This is a genomic window from Klebsiella sp. CN_Kp088 (assembly GCF_040064335.1).
GTDB lineage: Bacteria > Pseudomonadota > Gammaproteobacteria > Enterobacterales > Enterobacteriaceae > Klebsiella > Klebsiella aerogenes.
Window position 1 is genome coordinate 74,006 of record NZ_JBEAIQ010000015.1, and the last position, 19,197, is coordinate 93,202.

The 19,197-nt window shown below is 55.5% G+C and carries 17 protein-coding genes; 8 read left to right on the forward strand and 9 right to left on the reverse strand.

Annotated elements, in window-relative coordinates:
• Positions 1–56 precede the first annotated feature (56 nt).
• On the reverse strand, positions 57–1,052 hold the full coding sequence (xylF, locus tag ABLV08_RS05560; RefSeq protein WP_348855641.1) for a D-xylose ABC transporter substrate-binding protein: 996 nt from the start codon (positions 1,050–1,052) through the stop codon (positions 57–59).
• 372 nt (positions 1,053–1,424) lie between these two features.
• Between xylF and xylA the strand changes: the two genes are divergently transcribed.
• From xylA to yiaB, 3 genes are all read left to right on the forward strand, one after another.
• Positions 1,425–2,747 carry a xylose isomerase gene (xylA, locus tag ABLV08_RS05565; RefSeq protein WP_015703780.1) on the forward strand — a complete coding sequence of 441 codons (1,323 nt, stop codon included), beginning with the start codon at positions 1,425–1,427 and terminating at the stop codon, positions 2,745–2,747.
• Between the two features lie 95 nt (positions 2,748–2,842).
• The gene (gene xylB, locus ABLV08_RS05570) at positions 2,843–4,297 is read left to right on the forward strand and encodes a xylulokinase (RefSeq protein ID WP_015369207.1); all 1,455 of its coding nucleotides are present in this window, start codon (positions 2,843–2,845) and stop codon (positions 4,295–4,297) included.
• Between the two features lie 169 nt (positions 4,298–4,466).
• Positions 4,467–4,844, forward strand: coding sequence for an inner membrane protein YiaB (gene yiaB, locus ABLV08_RS05575; protein WP_015369208.1), 378 nt, complete (start codon positions 4,467–4,469; stop codon positions 4,842–4,844).
• A 105-nt stretch (positions 4,845–4,949) separates the two neighbouring features.
• Here yiaB and ABLV08_RS05580 read toward each other — a convergent pair whose 3' ends face one another.
• Positions 4,950–5,945, reverse strand: a complete 996-nt coding sequence (locus tag ABLV08_RS05580; RefSeq protein WP_015703777.1) for an acyltransferase — start codon at positions 5,943–5,945, stop codon at positions 4,950–4,952.
• A gap of 179 nt (positions 5,946–6,124) precedes the next feature.
• Here ABLV08_RS05580 and ABLV08_RS05585 point away from each other — a divergent pair, with 179 nt between their 5' ends.
• The 4 genes from ABLV08_RS05585 to ABLV08_RS05600 all read left to right on the forward strand — a co-directional run bounded on the left by ABLV08_RS05585 (position 6,125) and on the right by ABLV08_RS05600 (position 11,411).
• Positions 6,125–6,430, forward strand: a complete 306-nt coding sequence (locus tag ABLV08_RS05585) for a YsaB family lipoprotein (protein ID WP_015369210.1) — start codon at positions 6,125–6,127, stop codon at positions 6,428–6,430.
• Between the two features lie 138 nt (positions 6,431–6,568).
• Complete coding sequence (glyQ, locus tag ABLV08_RS05590; protein WP_015369211.1) at positions 6,569–7,480, forward strand: glycine--tRNA ligase subunit alpha; 912 nt, start codon at positions 6,569–6,571, stop codon at positions 7,478–7,480.
• A gap of 9 nt (positions 7,481–7,489) precedes the next feature.
• Entirely contained in the window at positions 7,490–9,559 is a 2,070-nt protein-coding gene (glyS, locus tag ABLV08_RS05595; protein WP_015703776.1) for a glycine--tRNA ligase subunit beta, read from the forward strand.
• A 232-nt stretch (positions 9,560–9,791) separates the two neighbouring features.
• Positions 9,792–11,411: an ABC-F family ATP-binding cassette domain-containing protein gene (locus ABLV08_RS05600; RefSeq protein ID WP_348855642.1), complete on the forward strand. Its 1,620-nt coding sequence runs from the start codon at positions 9,792–9,794 to the stop codon at positions 11,409–11,411.
• Between the two features lie 96 nt (positions 11,412–11,507).
• Here ABLV08_RS05600 and cspA read toward each other — a convergent pair whose 3' ends face one another.
• The 3 genes from cspA to ABLV08_RS05615 all read right to left on the reverse strand — a co-directional run bounded on the left by cspA (position 11,508) and on the right by ABLV08_RS05615 (position 13,880).
• Positions 11,508–11,720 (reverse strand): RNA chaperone/antiterminator CspA, encoded by a 213-nt coding sequence (gene cspA / locus ABLV08_RS05605; RefSeq protein ID WP_000014594.1) that lies wholly within the window; start codon positions 11,718–11,720, stop codon positions 11,508–11,510.
• A gap of 264 nt (positions 11,721–11,984) precedes the next feature.
• Complete coding sequence (locus tag ABLV08_RS05610; RefSeq protein WP_015369214.1) at positions 11,985–12,275, reverse strand: HTH-type transcriptional regulator; 291 nt, start codon at positions 12,273–12,275, stop codon at positions 11,985–11,987.
• A gap of 246 nt (positions 12,276–12,521) precedes the next feature.
• On the reverse strand, positions 12,522–13,880 hold the full coding sequence (locus ABLV08_RS05615; RefSeq protein WP_020077711.1) for an aromatic acid/H+ symport family MFS transporter: 1,359 nt from the start codon (positions 13,878–13,880) through the stop codon (positions 12,522–12,524).
• Between the two features lie 436 nt (positions 13,881–14,316).
• On the opposite strand from ABLV08_RS05615, the gene ABLV08_RS05620 reads away from it, so the two are divergent.
• Positions 14,317–15,027 (forward strand): DUF3053 domain-containing protein, encoded by a 711-nt coding sequence (locus tag ABLV08_RS05620; RefSeq protein WP_015369216.1) that lies wholly within the window; start codon positions 14,317–14,319, stop codon positions 15,025–15,027.
• A gap of 66 nt (positions 15,028–15,093) precedes the next feature.
• Here the strand turns inward: ABLV08_RS05620 and ghrB are convergent, their stop codons facing one another.
• The 4 genes from ghrB to ABLV08_RS05640 all read right to left on the reverse strand — a co-directional run bounded on the left by ghrB (position 15,094) and on the right by ABLV08_RS05640 (position 19,159).
• The gene (gene ghrB, locus ABLV08_RS05625; RefSeq protein WP_015369217.1) at positions 15,094–16,065 is read right to left on the reverse strand and encodes a glyoxylate/hydroxypyruvate reductase GhrB; all 972 of its coding nucleotides are present in this window, start codon (positions 16,063–16,065) and stop codon (positions 15,094–15,096) included.
• Positions 16,066–16,089: 24 nt separating this feature from the next.
• Positions 16,090–17,370, reverse strand: a complete 1,281-nt coding sequence (locus ABLV08_RS05630) for an MFS transporter (RefSeq protein WP_015369218.1) — start codon at positions 17,368–17,370, stop codon at positions 16,090–16,092.
• A 100-nt stretch (positions 17,371–17,470) separates the two neighbouring features.
• Positions 17,471–18,406 carry a sugar kinase gene (locus ABLV08_RS05635; protein ID WP_032715299.1) on the reverse strand — a complete coding sequence of 312 codons (936 nt, stop codon included), beginning with the start codon at positions 18,404–18,406 and terminating at the stop codon, positions 17,471–17,473.
• Positions 18,407–18,409: 3 nt separating this feature from the next.
• The gene (locus ABLV08_RS05640) at positions 18,410–19,159 is read right to left on the reverse strand and encodes a xylose isomerase (RefSeq protein ID WP_032713095.1); all 750 of its coding nucleotides are present in this window, start codon (positions 19,157–19,159) and stop codon (positions 18,410–18,412) included.
• Between the last annotated feature and the right edge of the window lie 38 nt (positions 19,160–19,197).

The following is a 19,197-nucleotide window of genomic DNA, read 5'->3' on the forward strand; positions in this document are numbered from 1 at the left end:
CGCAAAAGCGATATCCGGCAGGACGAAAATGACGCCCCGAGGCGGGGCGTCAGCCATTACAGTTCACTCTTTTTGTGGAAACCGTCTTTAATCACCGTGGCGTCAATATTCTCTTTATTGACTTCAATTGGCGTTAACAGGCGCGAGGGGACATCTTTTAAGCCGTTATTCAACGTGGCGTCAGCCTTGGGTTGCTGGTCATTGCCTAATTCAACGGCGATTTCGGCAGCGCTAGTGGCAAGCGTGGTAATCGGTTTATAAACGGTCATTGTCTGCGTGCCGGAAATAATACGTTTCACGCCAGCCAGATCGGCATCCTGCCCGGAAATGGCGACTTTACCCGCCAGCCCCTGGGCGCTTAGCGCCTGGATAGCGCCACCGGCGGTCGCATCGTTGGAAGCCACTACCGCGTCAATTTTGTTGTTATTCGCCGTCAGCGCGTTTTCCATGATTTTTAACGCATTTTCCGGCAGCCAGCCGTCGACCCACTGATCGCCGACGATCTTAATTTTGCCGTCATCAACATAAGGTTTGAGCACCTTCATCTGGCCGGCGCGGAACAGTTTGGCGTTATTATCCACCGGCGAGCCGCCCATCAGGAAATAATTACCCTGCGGTACTTTGTCGACCAGGCTCTGGGCCTGCATTTCACCGACTTTTTCATTGTCGAAAGAAATATAAAAATCGATGTCAGCATTATTAATCATGCGATCGTAGGCGAGGACTTTAATTCCCTCCTGCTTCGCTTCTTTAATAACGTTACTGAGCACCTGGCCGTTGTAAGGAATAATTACTAAAACATCGACGCCGCGATTGATCATATTTTCAATTTGCGACATTTGCGTTTCTTCGTTGCCATTGGCGGATTGCACAAATACTTTGGCACCTAATGATTCCGCTTTATTGACGAAAATATCGCGATCTTTTTGCCAGCGTTCCAGACGAAGGTCGTCGATGGCCATCCCAATCTTAACTGCTTTAGCCATGCCCGCCATGCTGGCGAGAAGGAGCGATGAGGCGCAGAGCGTAAGGCAAAGGTTCTTTATCTTCATAATAACGATACCTTTTCAAAGGGTAGGTAAGGCGTACAGGAATAAACTTCAGGTTGCAGATACGTTGCAGATTCTTAACGGGGAAGCGAGGGCTGGCAATTACCTGTTCTTATTTTCGCATTATGAAATTTAGTTTGTTTTGTAATTTATGACCGCGATCGTATTTTATTCAAGAGTATGCAGGTTATTTCATTTCACATCCATCATAGGATTCCATAAATGATGTGGAGAGGAATTATTTTTGCGAGCTGGCGCACGTTTGTGGATTCTCTCAATGGCGGTGTGAAATAACGTAATTGAGGAAGGCGAAAGTGGAATTCTATATTGACGTATAACTTGTTACTCGCCGCACCCCTGAATATGGAGTTCTCTATGCAGACCTATTTCGATCAACTCGATCGCGTTCGTTATGAAGGCCCGAAATCGACTAACCCACTGGCTTTCCGTCACTACAATCCGGATGAATTAGTACTGGGTAAACGCATGGAAGACCACCTGCGTTTCGCTGCCTGCTACTGGCACACTTTCTGCTGGAATGGCGCGGATATGTTTGGCGTGGGGTCCTTCGATCGTCCATGGCAGCAGCCGGGCGAAGCGCTGGAAATGGCGAAACGTAAAGCCGAAGTGGCATTTGAGTTTTTCCATAAGTTGAATGTGCCGTATTACTGCTTCCATGATGTCGACGTTTCTCCGGAAGGCGCTTCGCTGAAAGAGTACAGCAACAACTTCGCGCAGATGGTGGACGTACTGGCGGAAAAACAGCAGCAGAGCGGCGTTAAACTGCTGTGGGGGACGGCAAACTGCTTTACCAACCCGCGTTATGGCGCAGGGGCGGCGACGAACCCCGATCCGGAAGTCTTTAGTTGGGCGGCGACTCAGGTAGTCACCGCAATGAATGCGACCCACAAGTTGGGCGGTGAAAACTACGTTCTGTGGGGCGGTCGCGAAGGCTACGAAACCCTGCTTAATACCGATCTGCGTCAGGAGCGCGAGCAGATTGGCCGCTTTATGCAACTGGTGGTTGAACACAAACACAAAATTGGTTTCCAGGGCACCCTGCTGATCGAGCCGAAGCCGCAGGAGCCGACCAAGCACCAATATGATTATGATGCCTCCACGGTTTACGGGTTCCTGAAGCAGTTTGGTCTGGAAAAAGAGATTAAACTGAATATTGAAGCCAACCACGCCACCCTTGCCGGCCACTCTTTCCACCACGAGATCGCCACGGCTATTGCGCTGGGCCTGTTCGGTTCGGTGGACGCGAACCGCGGCGATGCGCAGCTGGGCTGGGATACCGACCAGTTCCCGAACAGCGTAGAAGAGAACGCCCTGGTGATGTATGAGATTCTCAAGGCGGGCGGCTTCACCACCGGCGGCCTGAACTTTGATGCTAAAGTTCGTCGCCAGAGCACCGACAAATACGATCTGTTCTACGGCCATATCGGCGCGATGGACACTATGGCGCTGTCGCTGAAAGTTGCGGCGCGCATGATTGAAGACGGCGAGCTGGATAAACGCGTGGCGAAACGCTACGCCGGCTGGAACGGCGAATTGGGCCAGCAGATCCTCACAGGCCAGATGACCCTGACCGACATCGCGCACTATGCGACTCAGCATAACCTGGCGCCGCAGCACCACAGCGGGCATCAAGAGTTGTTGGAAAACCTGGTAAACCATTATCTGTTCGATAAGTAATACCGACAAAAGTGCCCGCTAAAACCGGGCACTGGCTGTAAACCATTTGTGCTGCGCCACGCTTTGCCGTGGCGTTCGCGTTAAGGAGACGCTGCATGTATATCGGGATTGATTTAGGGACCTCGGGTGTAAAAGCCATTCTGCTCAATGAACAGGGCGACGTACTGGCGACGCATACCGAAAAACTGACCGTCTCGCGCCCGCATCCGCTCTGGTCCGAACAAGATCCCGAACAGTGGTGGCAGGCGACGAATACCGCGATGCAAGCGCTGGGCGCGCAACACTCCCTGCGCGAGGTAAAAGCTTTAGGCATCGCCGGGCAGATGCATGGCGCCACGCTGCTCGATAAACAGCAGCGGGTCCTGCGTCCGGCGATTTTGTGGAATGACGGCCGCTGCGGCGAAGAGTGCATGCTGCTGGAAGAAAAAGTCGGCGCTTCGCGGCAAATCACCGGCAACCTGATGATGCCGGGTTTTACGGCGCCGAAGCTGCTGTGGGTACAGCGTCACGAAGCCGAAATCTTTAAACAGGTCGATAAGGTCCTGTTGCCGAAGGATTACCTACGGCTGCGCATGAGCGGTGAGTACGCCAGCGATATGTCCGACGCCGCCGGCACGATGTGGATGAACGTCGCGCGTCGTGACTGGAGCGATGAAATGCTCGCCGCCTGCGGGCTCAGCCGCGACAATATGCCGGCCCTCTTTGAAGGCTGCGAGGTGACCGGCCAACTCCGCGCAGAGGTCGCTCAGGCGTGGAATATGCCGCGGGCGCTGGTGGTAGCGGGCGGCGGCGATAACGCGGCAGGCGCTGTCGGCGTTGGCATGGCCGATGCGGGGCAGGCGATGTTATCGCTGGGGACCTCCGGCGTTTATTTCGCCGTCAGCGATGGTTTTCTGAGTAAACCGGAAAGCGCGGTGCATAGTTTCTGCCACGCCCTGCCGGGCCGCTGGCACCTGATGTCGGTGATGCTCAGCGCCGCGTCTTGTCTGGATTGGGCGGCAAAGCTGACCGGCCTCGGCAGCGTACCGGCGCTGATCGCCGCGGCGCAGTCGGCGGATGACAATGCCGACCCGGTGTGGTTCTTGCCTTATCTTTCCGGCGAGCGTACGCCGCACAACAATCCGCAGGCTAAAGGCGTGTTCTTCGGCCTTACCCATCAACATGGTCCCGCCGAACTGGCGCGGGCGGTGCTTGAGGGGGTGGGTTACGCGCTGGCTGACGGCATGGATGTTGTGCACTCCTGTGGTGTGAAGCCAGACAGCGTCACCCTTATCGGCGGCGGCGCGCGCAGCGCATACTGGCGGCAAATGCTCGCCGATATCAGCGGACAACAGCTGGATTTCCGCACCGGCGGCGATGTCGGCCCGGCGTTAGGCGCGGCAAGATTGGCGCAACTGGCCGTTCATCATGATGCGGCTTTCTCTGACCTCCTGCCGCAGCTACCGCTGGAGCAGGCGCATCTGCCTGATGCTCAACGGTTTGCCCGTTATGCGCCGCGTCGTGAAACGTTCCGCCAGATTTATCAGCAGCTTAAGCCGCTGATGTCATAAGTTGTTCTCGCCCCATCTATTGGGGCGAATTCCCTTCCTGAATGATTCGCTTCGCATTGATTTAATTCACATATTTATTTATTCCGAATTGTTGATTCCAACTTGCTGAAACCGCCGCAACCGGCGATTCCCCGGTCATAATGAGGGTTACCATGGCCAGGGAGGCGCAATGAAATTAAAACGTACGACGGCAAGATTAGTCATGCTGCTGGGCTCGCTGGTTTACCTCATCGGCATCTGGCGAACGTGCCCGCTATTCAGCGGTAAAGGCTATTTTCTTGGCGTGCTGGTGATGGGGATGTTTGCTGTCCTCACCCATCAACGAACGGAGCAGGAAGCGCAGCGAGATGATGATTTTATCTCCCTGTGCCGGTTGGTTCTGTTGCTATCGGCAGGATTGCTGCTGGTCGGCGCCTGGTTTGTTCCGGCGCCGTGGCGCGAAAAAAGTATTTACGTGATAGCATGGTTTGTCTGTATGTACGGTGCGTCAGCAACGTCTTATCCCGCTAAAGTCGCGGATAAAGCGCGCAATAACTCAGTGGAATAAACTGTCAACCGACGGTGAAGAGAGGTCGTCGGCAATGGAAACAAAAGCGACGACCTATTCACCCGCGTTTCATCTGATCTCATGGATTGCGCTGATTGGCGATTTTCAGCTCACCAACCGACGGCGATCAATTCGCTGAACCAGCGTAGACAGCGCCAGGCTACCCAACAGCGCGGCGGCGAAAATCCACACAATATCCAGCAAGGGCCAGCGGCTTAGCTCAAGGCCGCTGGCGCGCAGAGCGTGAATAAACAATGCGTGAAAGCCATAAATGCCTAATGAATGTCTGGAGATTAACGCGATACCCGGGAGCTCACGGCTATTGAGGATGTTTTTGCCCAGGGTGAATAACGAGATTGCACAGATAAACACAGCCGGCCCGCAATACAGATACCAGGTATCGCCAAAATCGCCTCGCCATTGCAGTTCATGCAGCGTGCCGCGTGAAATGACCCACACCGCGGCGGTAAACAGTAGCGCGCACATCAGGGTCAGTCCTCTTCTGTCGGTATTCATGGCGCCGATCGCCCGGCCCAGTATCCCGTACAGTACGTAGTAAAAGGTATCGCCGTTGATATAGAGGTTTATCGGTAGCCATTCAATGCCGCCCGCCTTGATGCTTACCATATTGGGGTTGGCGATGAGGCCAATCACCAGCATCAGCGCCAGCAGCATTTTGCCGCTGACCTGCTTCACCTGAATCAGCGGCGAGAGCAGATAAATCACCACAATGGCAAAGAAAAACCACAGGTGATAAAACACCGGCTTCTGCAGTAAATTTTTTAATGACAGCTCAACGTTGATGTGGGTAAAAAGGGTGATATAGAGCAGCGCCAGCGCGCTATAGAACAGAATACACAGCGCGATGCGCAGATAATGGCGGGGCTGGGCGCTGCGTTCGCCAAAAAACAGATATCCTGAAATCATGAAAAAAAGCGGGACGCTGACCCGTGATGCCGAGTTAAGCAGATTCGCGATATCCCATTCGAACAAGCTGATGCTATGAGGATGGGTAATGTACCAGGTGGTACTGTGAATCATTACTACCATCAGGCATGCTATGCCGCGCAAGTTGGTAATCCAGCTTATTTTTTCCTGCATCTGTACCTCATTGGCCCCTGCGTAAAAAGAGTCTGACTCCCGTCGTTTGTCGTCATCACAATGGAATATTCTGAGTTTTTCGCCACACTCTTGTAGAGCATCAGTGAGATTCGCAAAATGTTTGGCTAGTTTTACATGGTCTGCACGATAACAATTGGCTAACAAGGCGGTTGAGAAAAATGGTGATGAAATATTTCGTATCTGCCCTGGCGGCGCTGCTGCTGGTCGGCTGCAGCCAGACACCTGCTCAACCCGTTCAAAAAGCGCAAAAAGCACGTATTACGCCGCAAACTACGCTGAATATGGAAAAATTATGCAAGGATCAGGCGGCGTTACGTTACAGCACCGACACCCGTCGCGTCGACGTCAATCATTTCGAGCAGTTCCAGGCAAGCTATGAGCTTTCCGGTCTGACTTCGCGGAATGAACGCTTTGTCTGTTCTTTTGATCCAGACGGCCAGTTTTTACATCTTTCTATGCGCTAAATGCGGCTTAAACGCCGCACGATGGCGCCGCTTTGCTCAAATTTCGCTAAACAAAGGCCGTTTCATACTGTATATCTCGCAGCCAGCGGGTATACTGATCCCTTCCTTTAAATCCACACGTATCCAGCACGAAATAATATGCAAAAGTTTGATACCAGGACCTTCCAGGGCCTGATCCTGACCTTACAGGATTACTGGGCTCGTCAGGGCTGCACCATTGTTCAACCACTGGACATGGAAGTCGGCGCCGGCACATCCCACCCAATGACCTGCTTACGCGCGTTGGGGCCAGAGCCGATGGCGACCGCCTACGTACAGCCTTCTCGTCGCCCGACCGATGGCCGCTATGGCGAAAACCCGAACCGCTTACAGCACTATTACCAGTTCCAGGTGGTGATTAAGCCGTCCCCGGACAACATTCAGGAACTGTATCTCGGATCTCTGAAAGAGCTGGGTATGGATCCGACTATCCACGACATCCGCTTCGTTGAAGATAACTGGGAAAACCCGACTCTGGGCGCCTGGGGATTGGGTTGGGAAGTGTGGCTTAACGGTATGGAAGTGACGCAGTTTACTTACTTCCAGCAGGTTGGCGGGCTGGAGTGTAAACCGGTCACCGGCGAAATTACCTACGGCCTGGAGCGTCTGGCGATGTACATCCAGGGCGTGGACAGCGTATACGATCTGGTCTGGAGCGATGGCCCGCTGGGTAAAACCACTTACGGCGACGTTTTCCACCAGAACGAAGTGGAACAGTCCACCTATAACTTTGAATATGCGGACGTAGACTTCCTGTTCACCTGCTTCGAGCAGTACGAGAAAGAAGCGCAGCAACTGCTGGCGCTGGAAACTCCGCTGCCGCTGCCAGCCTACGAGCGTATTCTGAAAGCCGCCCATAGCTTTAACCTGCTGGATGCGCGTAAAGCCATCTCCGTCACCGAGCGTCAGCGCTATATTCTGCGTATCCGCACCCTGACTAAAGCAGTGGCAGAAGCTTACTATGCTTCCCGTGAGGCCCTTGGCTTCCCGATGTGCAACAAAGACAAATAAGAGGCGGCCATGTCTGAGAAAACTTTCCTGGTGGAGATCGGCACCGAAGAGCTGCCACCAAAAGCACTGCGCAGCCTGGCTGAATCCTTCGCTGCCAACTTTACTGCGGAACTGGACAACGCTGGCCTCGCGCACGGCGCCGTCGAATGGTTTGCCGCGCCGCGCCGTCTGGCGCTGAAAGTGGCGAATCTGGCCGCCTCGCAGCCGGATCGTGAAGTCGAAAAACGCGGCCCGGCCATTGCCCAGGCGTTTGACGCTGAAGGTAAACCAAGCAAAGCGGCCGAAGGCTGGGCGCGCGGCTGTGGTATTACCGTCGATCAGGCTGAACGTTTGACCACCGATAAAGGCGAATGGCTGTTGTATCGCGCCCACGTTAAGGGGGAAAGCGCGCAAACGCTGCTGCCGAACATGGTTGCGACCTCGCTGGCTAAGCTGCCGATCCCGAAACTGATGCGCTGGGGCGCTTCTGACGTTCACTTTGTGCGTCCGGTTCACACCGTGACCCTGCTGTTGGGCGATCAGGTTGTCCCGGCGACCATTCTGGGTATCGCTTCCGACCGTATCATCCGCGGGCACCGTTTTATGGGCGAGCCGGAATTCACCATCGACAATGCAGACCAGTATCCGCAGATTCTGCTGGAGCGCGGTAAAGTGATGGCCGACTACGCCGAGCGTAAAGCCAAAATCAAAGCGGATGCTGAAGCGGCGGCGCGTAAGATTGGCGGTAATGCTGACCTGAGCGAAAGTCTGCTGGAAGAAGTGACCTCGCTGGTCGAATGGCCGGTAGTGCTGACGGCGAAGTTTGAAGAGAAATTCCTCGCGGTGCCATCCGAAGCGCTGGTTTACACCATGAAGGGCGACCAGAAGTACTTCCCGGTCTATGCAAACGACGGCAAACTGCTGCCGAACTTCATCTTCGTGGCGAATATCGAGTCCAAAGATCCACAGCAGATCATCTCCGGTAACGAGAAGGTCGTTCGTCCGCGTCTGGCCGATGCCGAGTTCTTCTTCAATACCGACCGTAAAAAACGTCTGGAAGATAACCTGCCGCGTCTGGAAACCGTGCTGTTCCAACAGCAGCTGGGTACCCTGCGCGATAAGACCGATCGTATTCAGGCGCTGGCGGGCTGGATTGCCGAACAAATTGGCGCTGACGTTAACCATGCGACCCGCGCGGGCCTGCTGTCCAAGTGCGACCTGATGACCAACATGGTTTTCGAGTTCACCGACACGCAGGGCGTGATGGGGATGCACTACGCGCGCCATGACGGCGAAGCGGAAGATGTTGCGGTCGCGCTGAACGAGCAGTATCAGCCGCGTTTTGCCGGCGATGCGCTGCCGTCTAACCCGGTTGCCTGCGCGGTGGCTATTGCCGACAAGATGGACACTCTGGCGGGTATCTTCGGTATCGGTCAGCATCCGAAAGGCGATAAAGACCCGTTTGCGCTGCGCCGCGCCGCGCTGGGCGTACTGCGTATCATCGTTGAGAAGAACCTGAATCTCGATTTGCAAACGCTGACCGAAGAAGCGGTGCGTCTGTATGGTGAGAAGCTGACTAACGCCAACGTCGTTGATGACGTCATCGACTTCATGCTGGGCCGCTTCCGCGCCTGGTATCAGGACGAAGGCTATGGTGTTGATACTATTCAGGCGGTACTGGCGCGTCGTCCGACCCGCCCGGCGGATTTCGATGCGCGCATGAAGGCTGTGTCGCACTTCCGTACGCTGGAAGAGTCCTCCGCCCTGGCGGCGGCAAACAAGCGCGTATCCAACATCCTGGCGAAATCCGACGAGACCCTGAACGATATCGTTCATGCCTCGGTGCTGAAAGAAGCGGCGGAAATTAAGCTGGCCGGTAATCTGGTGGTGCTGCGTGATAAACTCCAGCCTTACTTCGCCGAAGGCCGTTATCAGGATGCGCTGATTGAGCTGGCTGCGCTGCGCGAGCCGGTTGATGAGTTCTTCGAAAATGTGATGGTTAACGCTGAAGACAAAGATGTCCGCATCAACCGTCTGACGCTGCTGTCCAAACTGCGCGAGCTGTTCCTGCAGGTTGCGGATATTTCACTGCTGCAGTAACTATCTCGAGAAAGGTCAAAAGCCTGCCATCCGGCAGGCTTTTTTTTGCCTTATCGCAATGGTGAAAAAATAATCTTGAAATCCAGGCTCGGGCCTGGCTATCCTATGCCCCGACGAATCCCTCGTCTCACTGGAGCGCACACGACAAATGAACAAACACGACTGATGAATTTCACGCCTTACCTCGCAAACGCTGCGGGTAGGGGAGTATTGATTTCATTCAGGAGTGCTTATGGCTCATTGTGCCCACACCCCCTCTTTTGTTTTACATCAGGTCACCTGTCAGTTCGCGACGGGACAGACGCTTTTTGGCCCGCTGAATTTATCGCTGGAACCGTTGCTTTGCGGCCTTGTCGGGCGAAATGGCGTTGGCAAGACACGCCTGTTGCGTCTGCTGGCGGGCCTTGATTCTCCTTCCGGCGGGCACATCGAACGGTCAGCCACCGTTGCCTGGGTGGCGCAGCAGCCGACCCTCACCGCCGGGACAACCGTCGCCTCGCTATTGGGTTATGCGTCCCTATTCGACGCCCTGTCCCGCCTTGAACAGGGAAAAGGGCTGGCAAATGACTTCGAACTGTTGGATGGCCGTTGGGATCTGCCCGACCGCCTGAGTTCAGCCTTCTGCGATGCCGGGCTCCCGGCATTCGCCGCCGATCGTCCTGCCTTTTCGCTCAGCGGTGGCGAACGAATGAAGGCGCTACTGTGCGGCGCATTCGTTTCTGGCGCGGACTATCTGCTGTTGGATGAACCCACCAACCATCTCGATCGTCAGGGCCGTGAGTGGCTGTATCAACAGCTGAAACTCTGGCGGGGCGGGGCCTTAATCGCCAGCCATGACCGTGAATTGCTGGCCCTGATGCCGAGGATTATTGAGCTGACGCCGGCGGCGCTGCGCAACTACGGCGGCAATTATGCCGAATATCAGCGGCAGCGCGAAGCGGAGCAACAGGCCGCCCGCTCGGCGCTGGAGCATGCCGCAATCGAACGGCGGCGCACCCGGGCGCGGATGCAAAAGGAGCATGACGCGGCCCAACGGCGCTCGGCTCAGACGCTGCGTACCGTCGATACGCTGAATATCGCCTCTTTCGAGCGTGTGAAGTACAAAGGGGCGGCAAAAGAGCGTCCGGGAACGCTGCGCCGCCAGCATCGTGAGCAGAACAGTAGTCTGAATGCCGCCGTGCACCAGGCGCGGGAGCGGGTAGAAGAAGATAATCCGGTGATGTTCACACTGCCTGGCAGTGAAGTGGCTGCCGGCAAGCAGGTACTGGTGCTGGAATCGCTGCAGTTGGCTCACTCATCCCCCGCGCCGCTCGACTGGCGGGTGGATGGCCCGATGCGCATCGCGCTAAAGGGGCCAAACGGCTGTGGCAAAACAACATTATTGAAAACCCTGATGGGGCTGGAGCAGGCAACCGCTGGCGACGTCCGGCTGTCGGTGAGTGCGGCGTATCTCGATCAGCATCTGACGCAGCTGGATTTATCATTGTCGGTGATGGCGCACCTTAACCTGGGCGATACCCCACTGGATGAGGGAGTACTGCGTAGCCGTCTGGCGCAGCTCCAGTTGGGAGCTGACAAGGTCAGCCTTCCGCTGGCGGCGTTAAGCGGCGGCGAACGCCTGAAAGCGGCGCTTGCCTGCGTGCTCTGGCGGCGGGACTCAACTCAATTGCTGCTGCTGGATGAGCCAACCAATCACCTCGATCTGGCGTCGACCCAGGCAATTGAAAGCGCGCTGGCGACGTTTCCCGGCGCGATGCTGGTGGTATCGCATGACGAGGCATTTTTACAGGGTCTGAAGCTGACCCATTGTCTGGAGTGGAGGGAAACGGGCTGGCATTTTGCCGCCCTCTGAATGACAACAGGCGCCATCTGCTGATGGCGCCTGTTGACGACAGATAAAAAAATCCCCGCCATAAGGCAGGGATTTATTATTCTTAGCGGCTTGAACTTACAGAGAAGTTACGTTGCCAGCTGCCGGGCCTTTAGCGCCGCTTTCGATGGTGAAGGAAACTTTCTGACCTTCGTCCAGGGATTTGTAGCCATCGTTCTGGATAGCAGAGAAGTGTACGAACACGTCTTTAGAGCCATCGTCAGGAGTGATGAAGCCGAAGCCTTTGTCAGCGTTGAACCATTTTACGATACCAGTCATTTTACCGGACATAGTGAATTACCTTTAAAAAAATTAGTGAGCCTTGCGGCGTAGTGGTCTGGACTACAGATTTAAAGCGATAAAGGGAAAGTTCACTACGGGGATATCTAATGGATAACCTTTGAAGGACTGCTCTATTCGACTGCTCTGTGGTCTGTACATCAAACCTGCGAGCATTAACGCATGTTCTCAGTCGGATAGCAAACTTTTTTTCATCAGGATATAAAACGGCCCTGCATCAGGACCGTTACCAAAAGAAGATAGTAAACCAGTTTTTCAATCGATTAGCTGCCTTGAGAGCTGTGGATTGGCCATCATCAGGCGCATCAATTTGAGCTCCGTGGATGAAGGTTTTACCCGTCGCGATTCCCACTCTTCAACCATCGCGACGCTGACGCCCATTGCATTGGCGAAATCATCTGTCTTAAGGCCTGTGCCCTTACGCAGCCGTTCGAATTCATTAAAAACGCTTGGGGTACGGGCGTGCGTAGCCGTTTGCGGCTGGTCTTTAAAAACAATCTGTTCCAGGTTACTCAACAAATCAAATACGGGATCTTTATATTCCATTGAGAGCTCCTATTCTGTCTCACTGCGGAGAGGAAAATACATCGAGCCATTTAAGAATAGTCGCAAAAGCAAGGAAAATAATAACCGAAGTGATTATTTGTCGGCGTGGTTTCGTTAATCACCCGGAAAAGCGGCGTGCGTAAAAGCTAAGGGGATGATTACTAAGAGTGTCAGCAGCTTTGGAAAATTTATGTAAATGATGGTTAGCGGCAAGAAAAAGCCAGCGCAGAGCGCTGGCTGGATTGATTAGGCTTTCTGTAGGTTTTTACCGTCATTTGGCTTAACGGCAGGTTGGCGCTGGCTCAGTTTGTATTTCACTACCAGGGCGATGGTGGATAAAAACGCCGGGATCGCCAGCATGGTGAAGATGGTCTCAAACGATAATTGCGCCTGCATCAGGAAAGCGCCGCTGAAGGCACCGAGGATCCCGCCGAAGCGGCCGATACCGAGCATCCAGGCAACGCCGGTGGCGCGGCCCTGGGTTGGATAGAACCCGGCAGCCAGCGCCGGCATTGATGATTGCGCGCCGTTCATAATGCTGCCAGCGATAAACACCATTACCCCCATCAACAGCAGATTGCTGGTTGAGAAACCCACCAGGCAAACAAAGACGCCGGTGAGCAGCCAGCCGACGGCAACCACCTTGTTAGGGTTGATCTTATCCATTAGCGCGCCGAGGATCAGCACGCCAATCCCGCCGCCGAGCGGGAACAGGGCGGTGATGATAGAAGCCTGGCTCATCGAGGCGCCGGTCTCGCGGATAAGCAGCGGCAGCCAACTGGTCAGCAGATAGAAAATCAGCAATCCCATAAAATAGGTCAGGCACAGCATCACGGTGCCCACGGCGTAGCGCGGGGAGAAAATCACGCCAATGGCTGACTTTTCCTTCACCTGGCCTGCTTCACGTAGCTCAAATTCAACCGCATCCGGCAATGGCGCGATACGCTTCAGGATAGCGGCGATCCGCTGCGCCGGCTGGCGTTTCACGACCATATAGCGTGCGGATTCCGGTAGCAGGAACATTAACGCCACGGCCAGCAGCAGCGGCATCACGCCGCCAAGCACCAGCACGCTTTGCCAGCCATAATGCGGGATCATCCAGGCCGACAGAAAGCCTCCCAGCGACGACCCCATTGGGAAGCCGACGAACATCAGGTTTACCATCAGCGCGCGGCGGCGTTCCGGGGCATATTCGCTCATTAGCGTCGCGGCATTCGGCATTGCCGCGCCTAAGCCCAACCCGGTGAGGAAGCGCAATAATGTCAGTTGGTTAAGGCTGCTGGCAAATGCGGTTAACAAACTAAAGCCGCCGAAAACCAGGATCGACATAATCAGCACTTTCTTGCGGCCAATACGATCGGCGAGCGGCCCGGCCGTCAGCGCGCCGACGGCGAGCCCGACCAGAGCGGCGCTCATTACCGGGCCCAGCGCGGATTTCTCAACCCCCCATTCCTGCACCAGGTCTGAGGCGATAAAACCAATAATCGCGGTGTCAAATCCGTCCATCGCGACGGTAATAAAACATAAGGCGAGAATCATCCATTGGTACTTCGTGAATGGATGTTCGTTGATAAAAGCCTGAATATCGATGGTTGTTTTCTTCATACGGCATTCCTGGCAGGCTGAGCGGGGGACAGAGGTATTGTTATAGTCTCCCTCGCTGTCATTGATGTTGTTTGTGCGATAATCGAACATAACGCCGTTAATCGCTCATTAATCAAACCATTGAACCTGCCTGTAGACAATGTGCCGCCTTCAGGAAGCGTGCGATTATCGTCCGCTTTGCGTAATTCCTTCGCCGTTAATTTTATTAATTTTAATTAAATCAAAAAGATATTTACTATTTTTTTGGCTTAAGTTATCGCGTTAAATGTGATGAACTTAACAGCGGGCCTGGCTGGCGCCGGGAAGGCGAAAAAGGATATTTTCCGCGGTAAGATTATCAGGAAAGGGTATCCTGCAAGGCCGTCCTGGACTATCCTTGTCAGCGTCTGGCACGCGTGTGCCTGTTTGCGCTTTTTTTGGCTGAAGGAGTAAAAAAATGGCGACAGGAAAGTCCTGCTCTCGCTGGTTTGCGGCCGTTGCGGCCATATTAATGGTGGTTAGCCTGAGTGGGTGTTTTGATAAAGAAGGCGATCAGCGCAAAGCGTTCATCGACTTCCTGCAGAATACGGCGATGCGTAGCGGCGAACGTCTGCCTACGCTGACCGCCGATCAGAAAAAACAGTTCGGCCCCTTCGTGTCCGATTATGCGGTGATTTACGCTTATTCACAGCAGGTCAGCCAGGCGATGGATGCGGGTCTGCGCCCGGTGGTTGATAGCGTTAACGCCATTCGCGTGGCGCAGGATTATACCACTCAGCGTGAGCCGCTGCGGCAGGCTAACGGCGCGCTGGGCGTGCTGAGCCAGCAGCTGGAAAACGCTAAAATGCAGGCGGATGCCGCGCATGGCGCGCTGAAGCAGGCTGATGACCTTAAGCCGGTTTATGACCAGGTGTTTAATAAAGTCGTGACGGCGCCGGCGAATGCGCTGCAGCCGCTGATTCCGGCCGCGCAGGTCTTTACTCAGCAACTGGTCCAGGTGGGTGATTTTGTCGCTCAGCAGGGGACGCAGGTGAGCTTCGTGGCTAACGGTATTCAGTTCCCGACGTCTCAGCAGGCAAGCCAGTACAATGCGCTGATTGCTCCGCTGGCCGCTCAGCATCAGGCCTTTAATCAGGCCTGGACGGCGGCGGTTAACGCCACGCGTTAATCGGTATATCGCTGTTCTCCCGGCTGACGGCGTAAGCGCCGCCGGCCGGGCTTCTGCTTTCCTCGCTTACTTCACCTGCGGGTTCACGCAGTTCTTCTCAACCTTGCCGTTCAATGCGTCAATCAGGTTATCTACCGCGCAGGCCGCCATGTTATAGCGGGTCTCGTGGGTGGCGGAACCAATGTGCGGTAGCGCGACCACGTTCGGCAGCGTCAGCAGCGGCGAATCTTTTGCCAGTGGTTCATGTTCAAAGACGTCAAGACCGGCAGCGTGGATCTCACCGGCCTGCAGCGCCGCAATCAGCGCCTGCTCGTCAACGACCGGACCGCGCCCGGCGTTAATGAAGATGGCGGAAGATTTCATTTTGGCAAACTGCGCTTCGCCGAACAGGTGGTGGGTCTCTTCGCTCAGCGGCAGAATGAGGCAGACGAAATCCGCTTCCTGTAACAGGGTATCGAGATCGCAGTAGCGCGCATTGAAGCGCTCTTCCGCCTGTGGATGCTGCCGGCGCGCGTTATACAGAATCGGCATGCCGAAACCGAAGTGGGCGCGCTGCGCCAGCGCCATGCCAATGCGGCCCATGCCGACGATGCCCAGGGTTTTATGGTGTACATCGCAGCCGAACCAGTCCGGCCCGATGCTCTTGGTCCATTCGCCCGCTTTCACGCGTTCAGCGACCTCAACCACCCGACGCGCGGTGCTCAGCACCAGCGCCATCACCGTATCGGCGACGGTTTCGGTCAGCACGGTCGGCGTATGCATCAGCAAAATCTTGCGCGCGTTCAATGCATCGACATCAAAATTGTCGTAGCCGACAGACACGGTAGAGGTCGCACGCAGCTTCGGCATTTTCTCCAGTAACGCGGCGTCAACCTTTTCACTCGAACCCAGTAAACCTTCCGCCTGGGCGAAAGCCTCCGCGTGCTGCGAAACGGTTTCCGGACGCAGGTTTTTCACCTGGGTGACGGAAAAGTGTTCCTCCAGACGGTGTAACAGATCGTCGGGGAGCGTTTTATAGAGAATGACAGACGGCTTCATGCGAATCTCCGTAGCGTAAGTAGTTCAGGCGTGATGAGCGCCAAGCGGAAGTTTTTGATTCTTAGCAGGCTTAACAATTAAAGTAAGCCATACCGAGGCGAAAAGCGCCACACCCATGAAAATGTACGAGGCGGACGGGCTGCCGGTTGCGCCGTTGAGATAGCCGACGAACCACGAACCAAAGAAAGAACCCAGCGCTCCCATACTGTTGATCAGCGCCATCGCGCCGCCGGCGACGTTGCGTGGCAGCATCTCCGGGATAATCGCAAAGAACGGGCCATACGGGGCGTACATGGCCGCGCCAGCGATCACCAGCAGGGTATAAGAGACCCAGAAATGGTTGGCGCCGACGGCCCAGGAGCCGATGAACGCCAGCCCGCCAATGAGCAGCAGCGGCCAGACAAACAGCTTACGGTTCTGCATCTTATCGGAAGCCCAGGAGACGGCAATCATCGCAATCGTTGCCGCCAGATAGGGTACTGAAGAGAGCCAGCCTACTTCGACCATCCCCATGTTTTCGCCGCCGCTGCGGATGATTGACGGCAGCCACAGTACGAAACCGTACACGCCGATGCTCCAGGCGAAATATTGCATACACAGCAGCACCACGTTGCGTGAACGGAAGGCTTCGCCATAGTTACGTACCGCTTTGATGCCCTGCTGTTCGCGCTCCAGTTGTTCCTGCAGCGCCGCTTTTTCACTTTCCGCTAGCCAGTTCACCTGCGACGGTTTGTCTTTCACCAGTACCCACCAGCAGAAGGCCCAAATCACAGCAGGGATCCCTTCAATGATAAACATTTCACGCCAGCCAAAGGCCTGGATCAGATAACCCGATACGACCGACATCCACAGTACGGTGACCGGGTTACCGAGGATCAGGAAAGTGTTAGCGCGTGAACGCTCTGATTTGGTGAACCAGTTACTGATGTAAATCAGCATCGCCGGCATGACCGCCGCTTCCACCACGCCAAGGATAAAGCGGATGGCCGCCAGCGCCGGGATGTTATGCACCACGCCGGTTAGCGAGGCGCAGCCGCCCCACAGGATAAGGCAGATAAAGATAAGTTTACGCACGCTGCGGCGTTCAGCGTAAATCGCTCCTGGGATCTGGAAGAAGAAGTATCCAAGAAAGAAAAGGGCGCCAAGCAGCGATGAGATGCCTTTGGTGATGCCAAGGTCTTCGGTAATGCCCGCGGCCGATGCAAAGCTGAAGTTGGCGCGGTCAAGGTACGCCAGGCTATACGTGATAAACACGATAGGCATGATGTACCACCAACGTTTTGCTGCATTTGTTGAACTGTTCATAGGCTTGCCTCTGTCAATGAGGTGACATACGCCCGCCGGAACGGGCGCTGCTGTGCCGCGCTGCATGTAGGGTACAGGACGGCTGTTTTAGGTGAAAAGATTATTCGCCCAGCGCTTCGCGGGTGGGCAGCCCTTCGCTATCGCCCTGTACCTGAATGGCCAGCGAGCCAATTTTGTTACCGCGGTTCACGGCTTGCGTCAGCGTTTTGCCTTCCAGCAGCGCGCTGATTACGCCAACGGCAAAGCCATCACCCGCGCCGACGGTGTCCACCACGTTGTCGACTTTAATGGCTGCGATGGCGCCCTGTTCGCCGTTGGCGGTCTTGAACCATGCGCCGTCGCAGCCGGTTTTAATCACCACCGCCTTAACGCCGCGCGACAGATAGAAATCAGCGATACCTTCCGGCGTCTGCTGGCCGGTAAGAATCACGCCCTCTTTTAAGCCTGGCAAAACCCAGTCAGCCTGGAAGGCGAGGCGGTTCAGTTTCTCCACCATCTCGGCTTCGCTTTTCCACAGTACCGGGCGCAGGTTTGGATCAAATGAGAGGGTTTTCCCTTCGGCTTTCATCACCCTGGCCGCATGTTCCAGCAATGCATACGAGCTGTCGGACAGCGCGGCGGCGACGCCGCTTAAGTGCAAATGGCGGGCGCTGGTGAAGTAATCAGCGCGGAAATCTTCCGTCGACAGATGGCTGGCAGCCGATCCTTTACGGAAATATTCCACGATGGGATCGGTTCCATTTTCGACTTTAGATTTCATCTGGAAGCCGGTAGCGTAGCGCTCGTCAACGGCCACGCCGCGCGCGTCGATGCCTTCTTTGGCCAGCGAATTCAGCACGAAGCGGCCAAAGCTATCGTTGCCGACGCGGCTCACCCAGCCCACCTTCAGCCCCAGGCGCGCCAGGCCGGTCGCCACGTTCAGTTCAGCGCCGGCGACGCGTTTGATAAAGCGTTCAACCTCCGCCAGTTCGCCGGTTTCGGTGGCGACAAACATCGCCATGGCTTCGCCAATGGTAATGACATCTAAGTTTTCCATGGCTTAATCCTCGCGTAACAGATCAACGTAATGGCGGGTGACGGCGGTCAGGTCTTCGCCGACCAGCGGGAATTCAATACCGCGCGGCGCGTCGGCGGGCAGGTTATCGAGCAGCGCCAGCCAGCGAGCGTCCGCCTGGTCCGGTGGGACGGCGCGATACTTCTCATGATGAGGCTCCGCCGCCTTCACATGAATATAGCTGACAGCGGGGGCGAGATGGCGCGCGGCTTCTTCCGGCGAATCGCCGACCCACAGCCAGTTTCCCATGTCGAAAGTCAGCGTCACCGGCATCTGATGGACCCGGCAGGCGGCTTTGAAGCGCTGCATCGGCGCCAGTTGGCCGCAATCGGTCTGGTCATTTTCCACCACCAGCGCCATGCCGCTGGCGCTCAGAATGTCGCGCAGCGTCTCCAGCTGTTGGTTATGGATGAAATGACCGAGGGAGAGCTTCAGCCACAGAGCGTTGAGGGTTTGCGCTTCTTCAAGTAACGACGGGAGATGGGGATTGAGCTCGCCGTTGTCGGTGAACAGCGCTTGTGGCGCGGAGTAGCAGGCCAGCAGCCCCTGTTTTTCAATGTCGGCCGCCAGCGTCGGCAACTGCTTCAGTTCCGCCGCGCTGAACAGCTCGCGGCGAATTTCCACGCCATCGGCGCCGGAACCGGCGATAAAGGGTAATACGGCGGACTGCCCGCCAAGCGCTTTAACGTGGTCGTTGCCATAAGCGGCGGTGACGACAATGATTTTTCTGGCCATTGAACAAACTCCTGGCGTGGTGGGGCTTAACTCCCTAT

Coding starts and splice junctions, on each gene's coding strand:
- xylF (WP_348855641.1), bottom strand. CDS start 1,052: ATGAAGATAAAGAACCTTTGCCTTACGCTCTGCGCCTCATCGCTCCTT.
- xylA (WP_015703780.1), top strand. CDS start 1,425: ATGCAGACCTATTTCGATCAACTCGATCGCGTTCGTTATGAAGGCCCG.
- xylB (WP_015369207.1), top strand. CDS start 2,843: ATGTATATCGGGATTGATTTAGGGACCTCGGGTGTAAAAGCCATTCTG.
- yiaB (WP_015369208.1), top strand. CDS start 4,467: ATGAAATTAAAACGTACGACGGCAAGATTAGTCATGCTGCTGGGCTCG.
- ABLV08_RS05580 (WP_015703777.1), bottom strand. CDS start 5,945: ATGCAGGAAAAAATAAGCTGGATTACCAACTTGCGCGGCATAGCATGC.
- ABLV08_RS05585 (WP_015369210.1), top strand. CDS start 6,125: ATGGTGATGAAATATTTCGTATCTGCCCTGGCGGCGCTGCTGCTGGTC.
- glyQ (WP_015369211.1), top strand. CDS start 6,569: ATGCAAAAGTTTGATACCAGGACCTTCCAGGGCCTGATCCTGACCTTA.
- glyS (WP_015703776.1), top strand. CDS start 7,490: ATGTCTGAGAAAACTTTCCTGGTGGAGATCGGCACCGAAGAGCTGCCA.
- ABLV08_RS05600 (WP_348855642.1), top strand. CDS start 9,792: ATGGCTCATTGTGCCCACACCCCCTCTTTTGTTTTACATCAGGTCACC.
- cspA (WP_000014594.1), bottom strand. CDS start 11,720: ATGTCCGGTAAAATGACTGGTATCGTAAAATGGTTCAACGCTGACAAA.
- ABLV08_RS05610 (WP_015369214.1), bottom strand. CDS start 12,275: ATGGAATATAAAGATCCCGTATTTGATTTGTTGAGTAACCTGGAACAG.
- ABLV08_RS05615 (WP_020077711.1), bottom strand. CDS start 13,880: ATGAAGAAAACAACCATCGATATTCAGGCTTTTATCAACGAACATCCA.
- ABLV08_RS05620 (WP_015369216.1), top strand. CDS start 14,317: ATGGCGACAGGAAAGTCCTGCTCTCGCTGGTTTGCGGCCGTTGCGGCC.
- ghrB (WP_015369217.1), bottom strand. CDS start 16,065: ATGAAGCCGTCTGTCATTCTCTATAAAACGCTCCCCGACGATCTGTTA.
- ABLV08_RS05630 (WP_015369218.1), bottom strand. CDS start 17,370: ATGAACAGTTCAACAAATGCAGCAAAACGTTGGTGGTACATCATGCCT.
- ABLV08_RS05635 (WP_032715299.1), bottom strand. CDS start 18,406: ATGGAAAACTTAGATGTCATTACCATTGGCGAAGCCATGGCGATGTTT.
- ABLV08_RS05640 (WP_032713095.1), bottom strand. CDS start 19,159: ATGGCCAGAAAAATCATTGTCGTCACCGCCGCTTATGGCAACGACCAC.